The sequence below is a fragment of the Pseudoalteromonas sp. A41-2 genome (assembly GCF_015767615.1).
Lineage (GTDB): Bacteria > Pseudomonadota > Gammaproteobacteria > Enterobacterales > Alteromonadaceae > Pseudoalteromonas > Pseudoalteromonas lipolytica.
Genome location: NZ_CP065231.1, coordinates 1882360 through 1895081, shown reverse-complemented (window position 1 = coordinate 1895081; position 12722 = coordinate 1882360). Strand labels below are relative to the sequence as shown.

The following is a 12722-nucleotide window of genomic DNA, read 5'->3' as shown; positions in this document are numbered from 1 at the left end:
CGAACTCATGATCAAAGTTCCCAGTAATGAACCATGGGCTATTCACATCCCTCATCTGATAATTGATACGTGCTTTGGCTTTTTAATTACTCTTTTTCTAAGAAAGGTTTTCACCTATCTTAGTTTACTCGAATTTAAGTTAAAAGTTGCATTGCATATCGTGGTCGTTATCTCTGCAACCTTAATTTGGACCCAAATAAAGTGGGTCACTTTACAATGGTTCTATGGTAACTTTTGGCTGCCAATGAGCTGGTTTGATTTTGGTACTTGGACATCCGCCTCATTGACAATGTTGTCGACATGGACTGCCTTTTATTATGGTATTAAGATTTATTTAGATAACTTAGAACAAACACAAAAAGCGGCTGAGGCAACACATTTAGCAAAAGAGTCCCAGCTAAAAATGCTTCGTTACCAGCTTAATCCTCATTTTATGTTTAATAGTATCAATGCGATTTGTACATTAATCCTAAAAAAGGAAAGCTTAGAAGCCGTTAAAATGCTTGAAAAGTTATGTGATTTATTGCGACACAGTTTGTATACCGACCCGCTTGAAAAAGTCACAATTAAAGAAGAAATCGCTATTCTTCGTACATATTTAGACATCGAGAAGTGTCGTTTTGCCGATAAACTATCTGTCAATATCTCAGTTGAAGAAGGGTGTAGTGAGCTACTTATTCCCTCTATGCTAATTCAGCCATTAGTTGAAAATGCACTCAAGCACGGTATGGCAGCTGATAAAACAATGGCTATAACAATCGTAATTGAAAAGAGTAAAAACACCCTAATAATAAAGGTTTCAGACACCGGCAAAGGCTTCACACATAATGAGAGTACTAAACGTGGAATAGGCTTGGCAAACTGCGAGCAACGTTTGAAATTAATTTATGGTAAAGCTCAGCGGATAGAAAAAGGCAATCATTCATCTGGTGGAGCTTGGGTATGTATGACATTGCCAATTAATGGTCTTATTAAATGATTCAGTTAAAAACGTTATTAGTTGACGACGAGTATAGTGCAATTGAAGGCCTACGTATTAGGTTAGAAGAATTTGCTGAGATTAACGTCATAGGCAGTGCAAGCAGTGTGGATGACGCAATTCAGTTTCTGAATGAACATGAAGTAGATTTAATTTTCTTAGATATTGAAATGCCATCAAAGTCTGGCTTTGAATTAATAAAACATTTTCAACCTGAAACCTGTCCTGCTGTTATTTTTGTCACTGCATTTCATCAACATGCAGTGCGGGCTTTTGAAGTCAGGGCAATTGATTACTTATTAAAACCAGTCAAACTCACTAGGCTAGCAGAGGCCATAGACAGAGTGGTTAATAATGTAAAGCTATACCAAAAAAGTGAATTAATAGAAGTACAACAAGAAATAGACAAAGCAGAAGAATCAACATTTGAAAAATCAGCGCAGTCAGATTATAAGTTTGACGATGAAAACTTGGTTATTAGAGATGCAAAAAGCCCAATTCAAATAATACCTTTTGCAGATATTCTATGGATTGATGCGGCGGGTGACTACATGTGTGTCCACACAGAAACGGAAACCTATGTAATGCGAGCCAGACTAAAAGAGCTTGAAAGCAATACCTTGCCAGAGGCATTTTTGAGAATTCATAAATCGACGATCATCAATCTAGAGTATGTAAAACAGCTTGATCCCTTGCGTAACTCTGAGTACATGGCAACACTACACAACGGGAAAACACTAAAAGTAAGCCGTACTTATAGTAAACATCTAAAGGGCTTATTTAAATAATGACGTGATAATAGTTGCTGACACTGCGTAGATTGCGAGTGGCAGCAACGATGATTAATACTTATCACATTACTGTTTTGACCATACTGATTTTACAATATTAAAACCAATCACACCGAGAACAGCACCTGTAACTTTATCTATAAAATAAGACGCTTTAACAAATTTTTCCCTGACTCTTTGTTTGGATAGCATGTAAATAATGGCAACATCCCATATAAAAACAATCAGGGTCATCCACACACCTAAAATCACCTTAAAGGTAATGCTAACCTCAGGAGTGAGCGCGACCGTAAACAAGCTCAGATAAAATAAGAGATTTTTTGGATTAAGAATACCTGAGAGGAATCCAGTCGCAAACTCTTTACAAAAGCAGGTGAACGAAAACGCAACCGAGCTGTGAGCTGCGATAACAACATTATTGTAAGCGCTCTTAGGTGCTTTCAACGCGTGAAAAGCGATATACATTAAAAACAGCCCACCAATCACTTTAAGTGCGATCATTAAGCCAACAGACGTTGATAAAATTGCCCCAACACCAATCAAACATAACCCTATATAAACTGCATTTGCTATCGCAATTCCGAGGGCGACGCCAATAGCGTTCTTTTGGTTTCCTTTTAGTGCACTTTTCACTACCAGCACGAAATCTGGCCCTGGGCTGAGTAAAGCAAGGAAATGAGCTAGTGCCACAGAAATAAAAATACTCAGTAAACTTATATCCATATATACCTCTGTTAAAAATTATCTAGATTTAATTAGCGCTTAAGGGCTTTGATTGAAAAAACCAATGGAACCTGTTGCCCGTTATGTAATAGTTGATAACCAGCGTGGGGAATATATTCTAGGCCATCAAAGCAATCATAAGGGCTGAAAGGGTATTCATCGCATGCTTCTATACTTAATCCCGCTTTTAGTAATGAGCTGATTACTTCACTTATTGAATGACTCCAACTGACTGTTTTGGATTTCGTGCCATCGCAGTTTTCGGTGTATGTTCCTTCCTCTTCAATATCAGGTGCTGATTTAGGAAAGTAACTGTAGCCATCAAAAAGTCCTTGAAAAGGATGAAATTCAATTAAGTAGAATTCACCACCAGCCTTCAAAGCATCGGCAATAACCTGTGCCCAGTTATCTAAATTTGGCAGCCAGCTAAGCACCCCATAAGACGTGAATACAATATCGTATTGTGTATCATTGAACTGACCGAACTGGTAAATATCACTTTCAATGAAATGCGCATTTAAAGCAAGAGAGTCTTTGAGTTTATTTGCCTGTTCGATAGCCGTTGATGATAAGTCAACGCCAGTTACATTAGCCCCCAATCTTGCCCAAGACAAAGTATCTTGGCCAAAGTGACATTGTAAATGCAGAAGTGACTTCCCTTTAACATCACCCAAAAGTGAAAGTTCTATGGGATTTAGTGACGTTTGGCCTTCTATAAATGCGGGGAGATTGTAAAATTTTGATGCAATGTGCAATGAGGTCTTGTTGTTCCACGCCTCTTTATTAATTTTAATATAATCCATCATTATTCCGTTTAAATATATGCGAATATTTAGCGGGGCTCCCTCATAAGAGCAACGCTAAGCATAGAGTATAATAGCCTGTACTTTTTAATATAAGCCTTTAGTCACAGTGTGAACCCCGTTTTATAATATCATTAAGCCAGTGTTGTTTTTGGGTATCGTCACATAATATGACTGAGCGTATTCTGCAGCTAGCTCTGCGGGTGTGTCCATTGTAAGAATGACTCTTGCAGTTTTCCCTTTGAGGAGTTGAGTCGCGAGTAAGTTGCTATTTTAAAATTTAAAAGTTGAGCACGGTAAAAATGCGCTATCAAATAAGCCCAATGAAGAGATTTGCTAAATTCCTTTAAACATGGCGCAAGCGGTTGGTCATCATCATAACCACACATTAAATTTGGATCAAAATCCATTTCGGGTAGATTAACAATACGAATGTTCGCGGACTTGCGTGCTGCCTGTGCATATTTATCAGTAATACTCGATGAAAAGCTGTTCTTTTTAGGATTGCCATTTACTAATATAATATTTTTCACAATTACCTCTCATGGATAGAAAATAATTGTTATTTTAAAGTCTCCCCTGTGGTGGAGAGTCAATAGGCTTTCATTATAAAGAGTGTTTATTAGCAAATATTTATAATGTGAAATATTAATGTACTTGTATGGGGTCTTGGCAAAATTGCATTACGGGTAGCTGCGGCTATTTATTTTTTACCAACCAGTTAAAAGATTGTCGCAAAAAGTCTGTTGCGTCTTTCTTAATTATTTCACCATGCGCCATAATTAGCATATCTGCCTCCCAGGCAAATATCTTTCTAATATGTTTACTCGCTTGTGTTTTATTAAACATAAAGCTTAAGCGCCAGTCTATCGGCGTTTTTCCCTTTGGCGCTAAAATACCTGCGCCTTTAGCCAGCCATTTTTGCCAAAAGTTAAAATCGTTACCCGAAAAGTTTTCAACCAAATCGGTGACTATTAGGGTGTTAGATTGCTTATGAAAGAAGACACATTCCTCCATTAATGCTGAACCGGTGAATAATATCTGTGCAATGTCGTGTGACCAAGGGTATGACGTTTCATTATTTAATGATGCGTTGAATGAAATGTCATTGCGTTTCTTTATAAGCTCTTGCGTGCCATAAACTTTAGCGTCGCTGTATGCATCTATCCATTGTGGTAAAAACAAATGATGAAGGTGGTTAGGTGCAATTAAAAACGTTACTTTTCCTAAGCTATCTACTTGCTGCTGCAAAGCCTCTGTTAATTCGATAGGACTGTGTACCCACAACTCATTATTTGAAAGCTTGATTATGGTCATACGCGTAGAAAAGGGTAAGCCTAAAAACGTGACACTTTTGCCATTAAAGATCCAAAGGTTTTTTGCTAAATTTTCCATGTCATTCCTTACAGTTAGAAATCACTTATAAACAACGCAGGCAAGGGCCTGAAAGAGTGGACTACAAAGCGAATTTATCTATTCAAAAACATACCAATTCAAAAACTAACCGATTAGTAAACGGATAAGCAGTTTGTTTAAAATGGTTTGATTTATTTCGTTATCGCGACCTTTTGTCCATCATACACTCTCTCGTTAAGGGGAGAGTCAAGAGGTGTTTGCTGATTGATTATACTGATACATGAATCTATTTTGGCAATTTTTGCTGCGGTTGCGTTTATTTGCTCTGTTAGACGTTCTTTTAGTATCACTAAAAACTCACTAATTTCTGACCAGTTAGCCTTTGAATCCTTAAATTTAATTAATCCATTAAGTTCAGACAATGTGACGCCTAGGGTTTTAGCTTCAGAAATTAGCTTTAATATTTCAACGTGATCGTCTGTGTAGACACGGTACTTTCCTTGTCTTAGAGGTACTGGTATTAGACCTTTTTCTTCATAAAATCGGATTGTTTTGACAGTTAATTGTGTCTTCTTTGATACTTCACCAATAAACACCAACATCTCCTTTATCATATTTAGATATTAGTTGAATGTAACAAGTAGAAACGAAGACGTTGTCAACGCTCTACTTATTTATATTAGATAATACTCTCAAGGGGTTACCGTTAATTTGACCTTGGCGTTGAGTCTCGCATTATAAGATTGGGCGAAAAGATATGTTCTATATCGGCACGATTTTGTTTATAAATATCTTTTAAAACTAAATTAGCGGCCATTTTCCCCATTTGTTCAACGGGATTGTCAATCGTCGTGAGAGTAGGGTACAAATAACTTGTAAAATGAACATTATCGAAGCCAATAATTGCGAGATCTTTAGGAAGTTCAAAATTATGTTCTCGCGCACATTTCATCACGCCCGACGCCATTTCGTCATTAGCACACACGATGGCAGTAAATTGCTTTTTGTTTTCAAAAAAATGCTTTAAGCCATTGTATCCGCCCGTTTCCTTAAAATCGCCAACGTACAGAGATTGCTCATCAAAATGGATATTGTATTCGTTGAGAGCCTTTTTATGCCCTGTCAGACGGTCCGCTGCATCTGGCTTAAACAAGGGCCCTGCTATGTAAGTTATATCGCGGTGCCCTAAGTCTAGTAGGTGCTTGGTTGCTAAATAACCTCCCATGACATTATCAAGGCTGATGCAGTTTTCTTTCATTTGCTCAACATATCGGCTGATTAAGAAAATAGGGGTTTTTCCTTTATTTAGCTCAACTAAATAATCATCAGTAACAGCCTCAACATGGGCAATAATGGCGTCACAGTTTCGAGAGATCAAAAATTCTAAACCATTTTTTTCTTTGTCTTCTTCACTGTGCCCCGGCGTGATTATGACATGCTTACCTGCCGCTCTTAGTTGGGCTTCAATGGCAGACATCATTTCTCCAAAGAACGGACCGTCGAGCTCTGAGACTAACACGCCAACACTATTTGAACAGTTTGAAGCAAGAGAACGAGCAATAGAGTTAGGCTGATAGCCTAGCTGTTTCATTGCATCAAGCACTTTTTGTTTTGTTTTTTTACTTACATAGTCGTTTTCATTCAACACGCGAGAGACGGTTGAAAGAGAAACACCTGCAAGCTCAGAGACCTGATAAATAGTTGCCATAATGATAATTTAATAAATACCTTTGTAGATTAATTTACAGACTTGCACGTCTAATTGCCAAGTCTTCTGTAATTTTTTCTTTCATCTCAGTGGTTAATGGATATAAGAGCATGAGTGCGGCCGCTAAAAGTGCAAACGCTGCGGGTAACCAGCTCATAAGCAATTTCATACCTTCTAAAGATTGAGCGATTGTTGTTTCATCCATACCGTTATAGCCGTAGCCCGCGAGTACGACTAAAACAAGCGCACCGGCGAATCCACCGCCTGTCTTTTGCACAAATGTACCTGCAGAATAAATAAGGCCAGTAGCACGGCGGTTATTTTTCCACTCAGAATAATCAGCACTATCACCGAGCATCGAGAAAAACAGGGTAGGCATCATGGCTGCAAAGAACTCGGCACTACAACCAAGAGCAAAGATCAGCGGGATGTTGTCACTTGGTAGCCAGAAAAAGGCAATTGTAAACAGGGCGCTTAGAATTAATGAAAGAATAAATAAAGTGCGTTTTCCAAATATTTCAGCCAGCTTCCCCGTTAGTAAAGCCCCAAAGATAGAGACAACTAACAAGGCAATAAAATATTGTCCGGCCATCAGCTCATTACCCACATAATATTTAAAGTAATAGGCAATCACACCGTACTTTATGCCATTAAACATCATGGTTAAAAAGCCCATGCCTAATAATATAAGCCACGGTTTATTGGTTAATAAGTCCACCATATCCTGCTGAGAGCCACTGAGTTTACTGTGATCTTGAGACAGCAATTTACGAATGACAATTGTCATTAAGCCCATTGTTACTGCAAAGAAAAGGCCTGAATAAAGTTCACGATAATAAAAAAACAACGTAGTTGCTAATAATGGAAGCACTATAAAAGGTAAGCTCTTACTTAAATCTAATAACTCATATTTTAATGAGGTCTGTTTTTTTAAAGCGGGTTGAACGCGCTCTTTCGTACTGGCAAAGGTGATCAGCATGAGTATTGTGAGTAAAGCAGCGAATAAATACATAGTGTATTGATAACCTTGCGCACTGTTTCCTTGGCCAAAGTAAGCAACTAAATCCGGCAAAAAACCCATTACTAATAGTCCACCAGTGAATGCTCCAGCAAAACGGAATCCAGAGAGTTTTGCCCGCTCTAGGTCATCCCCTGTCATGACTCCCATTAAAGCTGAATAAGGGACATTACTTACTGTGTAAGCTAATGTGAGTCCGATATAAGTAAAGTAGGCGTATATTAGTTTTGCGACTGGGCTAATGTTGGGGGTGGTAAAGCACAGTACCATGAATAACGCTAAAAAAGGCGTCGACCACAAAATCCAAGGACGAAATTTTCCTAGTCGCGTTTGCGTGCGGTCAGCTATCATTCCCATAATGATATCGGTGACACCATCGGATAAACGTACGACTAGAAAAAGGAGGGCAGCGGCAGACGCTGAAATACCAAACGTGTCAGTATAAAAAACGGCTAAGTAGGCTAATGCGCCACGCCACACTAAGTTGGCGCCCGCATCACCCATTGCGTAGCCTATTTTTTCATGTAAGGGCAGAGTGTTTTTTATCATTATTGGTATCTTTATTATTAGCGGTTTTTAATTAAGTGACTGTATGCGTTGCCACTGTCTTTAATAACACGTTGCTGGGTTACATAGTCGACATAAACAATACCGAAACGTTTTGAGTATCCTTCTGCCCATTCAAAATTATCCATTAAGCTCCATGCAAAATACCCCGAGACAGTAACACCTTGCTCCATTGCGTCGTTTACAGCATTTAAGTGGCTATTATAATAATCAATTCTATCTTGATCATGAACCTCTGAATTAATCATCTTGTCATCCATAGCTGCCCCATTTTCAGTAATAAAAACAGGAGGTAGCTGGTATTTTTCATGCAGCGATACTAATAATTCAGTGAGCGCTTTTGGGTATATCTCCCAGCCAATATCGGTCATTGGTGCTTGGTGAGGCATTTCTTCATAATAATCAGTTTCGCTCGCTTGATAGTGTAATCGCGTGTAAAAATTGACACCTAAAAAATCAAGTGGTTGAGCAATTGTTTCCATATCCCCTGGTAATATGTCAGGTTTATGAGCCTCAGGTAACTGCTCTATAATGTCAGGGTACGCTCCGGTCATTACCGGTTTCATGTACCATTGATTTATATAGTCATCAGCAAATGCTGTGGCAGCTAAATCGGCATCACTATGAGTAACCGGGTAACAAGGGGTGAAGTTAAGTACAATTCCATTGAGCGCGTGTGGGCTATTTTTATTCAGAACCTTCATGGCTAATCCATGGGCAAGTAATAGGTGATGCGCTGCTTTTCGGCCAAATTCACGGCCTTTTATTCCAGGAGCATGAACACCAATTTCATAGCCTAAGTATGAACTACAGAAAGGTTCATTCAATGTCGCATATGAATAAACCTTATTACCAAATGCTTTACTTATTAAATCAACATAGCGTTCAAATTCAAAGGCGGTTTCTCGATTTAACCATCCCCCTTTGTCTTCCAAGTGTTGCGGTAAATCCCAATGGTAAAGCGTCACAAAGGCTTTTATATTACGACGTGCTAACTCATCTAGTATATCGGTATAAAACTTTACACCATCATGATTTAAAGTGCCGTCTAAGGTTATGACTCGTGGCCAAGAAATTGAGAGGCGATAAGCATCCACTCCCAAAGAGTCAATGAGAGCAATATCTTCACGCCATTTTATGACATGTTCACACGCACGTTCACCATTCGAATTATCGGCGATTTTCCCCGGGGTTGCGCAAAAAGTGTCCCAGATGCAGGGGAGGCGCTTATCCGCAGAACCTTCAATTTGAAACGAAGCCGTAGCGACGCCATAGATAAAGTCTTTGCTAAGCATAGGTGAGTTTTTTGGTAACGTGAGCTGAGTCATTTAAAGAAACCTTTGGTGAACAATTGCAAGTTAAATGGTGACTAATTCTTTTCTACTGAAAGCGCTTCCATGTTTTTTCAAAAAAAACACGCAAAATATTGGGTGTTTATGGTAGCGCTTCCATATTTAGGTTAGAGACTAATTTGGTTATGGTCAATAGTTTATTTTAATAACGGGTTTAATACGGTGTTTTTTGCATTTTAAAAAACAATAAAGCAAGTGTTACTGCTTGCTTTATAAAAGAAAAAACGATTAATAATTCCACATCTCTGTTGACACTCGCTGTAATAGTATGACCTTATAAAACGCGTATACTTACCAAACATATTTAACGAGGTATGAGTACTGACACAGCATACAGACTCTATGCGATATGAGCCTAAAAAGTGCATGGCAATCAGTCAATACACTAATTGTTCTGTGAGCAATACTTACTTACAAACTCTTTATGGTTAGGCAATTGCGCAAGGCGATGTGCTATTTGCTGTTTAATACCGTGTAAAAACTGCATTAATTCTTGTTCACTCATTAAGCTGGCTACATGATGATATTGCTGTGGCTTTATTCCTTGACCAAGCATTACCTGCACCCATGAATCAACGCGAAATATGTCACCGTCATCTAAAAAAACGCGCCCTGTTTGTTTAAATAATGCAATTTTATGGCTGAGTGTTTGAGTGATCTCCATTGTTTTGCAATGACGCCAAAATTCACTATCGTCGCGGTCGGTTACCCTGTAGTGCAGCACGATAAAATCACGAATGCTCTCGAGTTCAGATTTTAATTGTTTGTTGTATTCATCAATTGCATGTTGGCTGATATGGGTGAACGGGAATAATCGTATAAAGCGGATTATACCGGTCATAATAAGGTGAATACTGGTTGACTCGAGAGGCTCTAAAAAGCCACTTGCGAGACCCAAAGCGAGGCAGTTTTTATTCCAGCCTTTTAGACGACGCCCCGTTTTAAATTTTATGACTTTTGGGTCTGTTAAAATCTCGCCACTAATATTGTTGAGTAATAGGTGTGTGGCATCCGCATCAGTCAAATAGCGACTGCAATACACTAAGCCATTACCTGTACGGTTTTGTAATGGTATTTGCCACTGCCAGCCCGATTGGTGTGCGATTGAGCGTGTATACGGGAGAATTTCATCTGAGCCTGTTGTTTGTACAGCGACAGCGCTATCACACGGTAATAAGTGTGACCAGTCTTCAAAGCCTGTATGCAAGGCTTGCTCTATAAGTAAGCCTTTAAAGCCAGTGCAATCAATAAAAAAATCCCCCGAAACGATGGTGCCATTTTTTAACGTGACTCTTTCAATGAAGCCATTCGTTGCAGATTTGTTGATGTGCTCTATCTTTCCTTCTATGCGTTTTACGCTGTGTTGTTCAGCAAAATCTCGTAAAAATAATGCATAGCGATTGGCATCCAAATGAAAGGCATAGTTGATTGGGTTTTGCTTGTTGAAGCCAAATTTTCCGTGTTTTGCAGCCTGCAATTCGTAACAATAGTCGCCAAAATCATCTTTAACACCTTGATTTTGAGCATGTAACAAGTGATGGAATTCGCCAGCCCAGCATTCTTTGCCTGTCATGCCAAACGAGTGAATATAGTCACTGTTTGGTTTGTGCCAATTTTCAAAACTGATCCCGAGTTTAAAAGTCGCCTGTGTTTGTGTCATGAAGCGCTGTTCATCTATACCCAGTAACTTATGAAAGGTGCGAATAGGGGGGATTGTTGCCTCGCCGACACCGACAGTCCCCAATTTCATCAGATTCAATTAAAGTGATGGTTATTTCATTGCCTAATAATTTAGCTAACGCAGCTGCGGCCATCCAACCGGCGGTACCGCCCCCAGCAATAACGACATGTTTGGTAAAGTGATTTGTCATTCTTAACCCTTACTTAGCTAATAGTTGTTGGAGTAATAAGCGGTTGCTAGGTAAATTTTTTAAGTAGTGCCCAATCCGCTCTCGATTTAGCTTACACAGTTGCTGCGCAAATTCTTGCTGTTTTGTGCTCATATGAGCGGGTAAACGGGTGTGAAAACCCATGCCATAAAGCACATATTGATAACTAGCCGAAGGGAATACTTCTTCATTTTCAATTAAGTCAAACCGACTTGGCGGTTGATAACACCATAATTCGAGTAATTTCTGTAACGCGGTTGGAATTGTATTCGTTTGGCGGTTATCGAGCCAGTATGGGCTATCATTGCGTTTGCTAAGCACATAATGGAGTTTTAAGAACTCGATGACTTTTTGCCAGCGGTAGTTAAAGCGCTCATTAAAACGTGCGCTTAATAAAGTCATATGTTGGCGGTTTGACGGCATTTGCTCGCTTAGCATACTAATACTTAGCTCCACCATCGCTAAAGCTGACGCTTCCAAGGGCTCAATAAAGCCTTGTGACATACCAACAGCGACACAGTTTTTATGCCAAAACTCTTTTCTGTATCCTGGTGTAAAGCGCAGCGTTCGAGTATCAAGTTGCTCCGCTAGTTTGGAGCCAATAGATTGCTCTGCATAGTGTTTTAAGGTCTTTATTGCCGTTGCTTCGTCACAATATTTATCACTGAATGTGTATCCTATGCCCCGTCGAGTAGGTAATCCAATATCCCATATCCAGCCTGCTTGTTGCGCAGTGGATAACGTTGCTGACGCGATATTATCGTGTGGATCCTGATAGGGAAGGTGGGTCGTGACGGCGCAATTATTGAATAAAATGTGATTATGATTTAAGTACTCTATTTGGTAGTGCTTTGCAATTAATAAGCCTGCACTACCTGAGCAATCAATAAATAAATCCCCAGAAATAGCTGCGTTACTGAGCGTATTTACGCTTTGAATATAGCCATGACTATCATTATTTGCATTCAGTACATCATCAACAATGTGTTTTACATTAAGCTTGTTAACACAATGATGCGCTAAAAAGTGAGCAAACTTATGTGCATCAAGGTGGTATCCATAATTTGTAACAGCTGCATAATCAGGTGTTTGGGCTTGCTTTGGGGCGAGAGCGGCCTGACAAACAAAGCTTTGCATGTTTACAGTGTCAGCGTATTTATGCTCTGGGGATAGGTATTGCCATGCCGCATGAATATCACATTCGGTATAGCCTTGAGGCACCATAAAAGGGTGATAGTAATTATCGCCTTCTAATTCTGTTTGCCAGTTAATAAATTTAGAACCTTGTTTAAACGAGGCGTCGCAATGACGTAAAAAGTCAGTTTCTTTAATACCGATGCGTTGCAGTGTGTTTCGCATCGACGGCCATGTGCCTTCTCCAACCCCAGAGATCCCAATATTAACTGACTCGATTAACGTTATGTTTTTATCAGGGTGTTCGCTTGCCAGTAATCCCGCTGTTAACCAACCTGCGGCGCCACCACCCACGATGACTATGTTATTTATGTGTGTATTCATAGCATTACTTTAAATAAT

General features: G+C 39.3%; 11 protein-coding genes and 1 pseudogene. 2 read left to right on the top strand and 10 right to left on the bottom strand.

Annotated features, from left to right (window positions below):
* The first annotated feature begins 7 nt into the window (after nucleotides 1–7).
* The gene (locus IT970_RS08695; protein WP_206770745.1) at nucleotides 8–979 is read left to right on the top strand and encodes a sensor histidine kinase; all 972 of its coding nucleotides are present in this window, start codon (nucleotides 8–10) and stop codon (nucleotides 977–979) included.
* Nucleotides 976–1767 (top strand): LytR/AlgR family response regulator transcription factor, encoded by a 792-nt coding sequence (locus IT970_RS08690; RefSeq protein ID WP_180310873.1) that lies wholly within the window; start codon nucleotides 976–978, stop codon nucleotides 1765–1767. Before IT970_RS08695 ends, IT970_RS08690 begins: the two co-directional genes overlap by 4 nt.
* A gap of 69 nt (nucleotides 1768–1836) precedes the next feature.
* Here IT970_RS08690 and IT970_RS08685 read toward each other — a convergent pair whose 3' ends face one another.
* The 10 genes and pseudogenes from IT970_RS08685 to IT970_RS08640 all read right to left on the bottom strand — a co-directional run bounded on the left by IT970_RS08685 (nucleotide 1837) and on the right by IT970_RS08640 (nucleotide 12704).
* A complete protein-coding gene (locus tag IT970_RS08685; protein WP_074989381.1) occupies nucleotides 1837–2493 on the bottom strand; it encodes a LysE family translocator in 657 nt (218 codons plus the stop codon).
* 32 nt (nucleotides 2494–2525) lie between these two features.
* Nucleotides 2526–3296, bottom strand: coding sequence for a class I SAM-dependent methyltransferase (locus IT970_RS08680; RefSeq protein ID WP_196857787.1), 771 nt, complete (start codon nucleotides 3294–3296; stop codon nucleotides 2526–2528).
* 191 nt (nucleotides 3297–3487) lie between these two features.
* Nucleotides 3488–3829: an NAD(P)H-dependent oxidoreductase gene (locus IT970_RS08675; RefSeq protein ID WP_196857212.1), complete on the bottom strand. Its 342-nt coding sequence runs from the start codon at nucleotides 3827–3829 to the stop codon at nucleotides 3488–3490.
* 166 nt (nucleotides 3830–3995) lie between these two features.
* Nucleotides 3996–4691, bottom strand: coding sequence for a DUF4336 domain-containing protein (locus IT970_RS08670; RefSeq protein ID WP_075593515.1), 696 nt, complete (start codon nucleotides 4689–4691; stop codon nucleotides 3996–3998).
* 152 nt (nucleotides 4692–4843) lie between these two features.
* Nucleotides 4844–5248 (bottom strand): MerR family transcriptional regulator, encoded by a 405-nt coding sequence (locus IT970_RS08665; protein ID WP_196857211.1) that lies wholly within the window; start codon nucleotides 5246–5248, stop codon nucleotides 4844–4846.
* 110 nt (nucleotides 5249–5358) lie between these two features.
* Nucleotides 5359–6360 (bottom strand): LacI family DNA-binding transcriptional regulator, encoded by a 1002-nt coding sequence (locus tag IT970_RS08660; RefSeq protein WP_196857210.1) that lies wholly within the window; start codon nucleotides 6358–6360, stop codon nucleotides 5359–5361.
* A gap of 34 nt (nucleotides 6361–6394) precedes the next feature.
* Nucleotides 6395–7927 carry an MFS transporter gene (locus IT970_RS08655; protein WP_196857209.1) on the bottom strand — a complete coding sequence of 511 codons (1533 nt, stop codon included), beginning with the start codon at nucleotides 7925–7927 and terminating at the stop codon, nucleotides 6395–6397.
* Between the two features lie 17 nt (nucleotides 7928–7944).
* Nucleotides 7945–9273 carry a GH1 family beta-glucosidase gene (locus IT970_RS08650; protein WP_196857208.1) on the bottom strand — a complete coding sequence of 443 codons (1329 nt, stop codon included), beginning with the start codon at nucleotides 9271–9273 and terminating at the stop codon, nucleotides 7945–7947.
* 409 nt (nucleotides 9274–9682) lie between these two features.
* Nucleotides 9683–11168: pseudogene (locus tag IT970_RS08645) on the bottom strand (tryptophan halogenase family protein).
* Nucleotides 11169–11177: 9 nt separating this feature from the next.
* Nucleotides 11178–12704, bottom strand: a complete 1527-nt coding sequence (locus tag IT970_RS08640; protein ID WP_196857207.1) for a tryptophan halogenase family protein — start codon at nucleotides 12702–12704, stop codon at nucleotides 11178–11180.
* Between the last annotated feature and the right edge of the window lie 18 nt (nucleotides 12705–12722).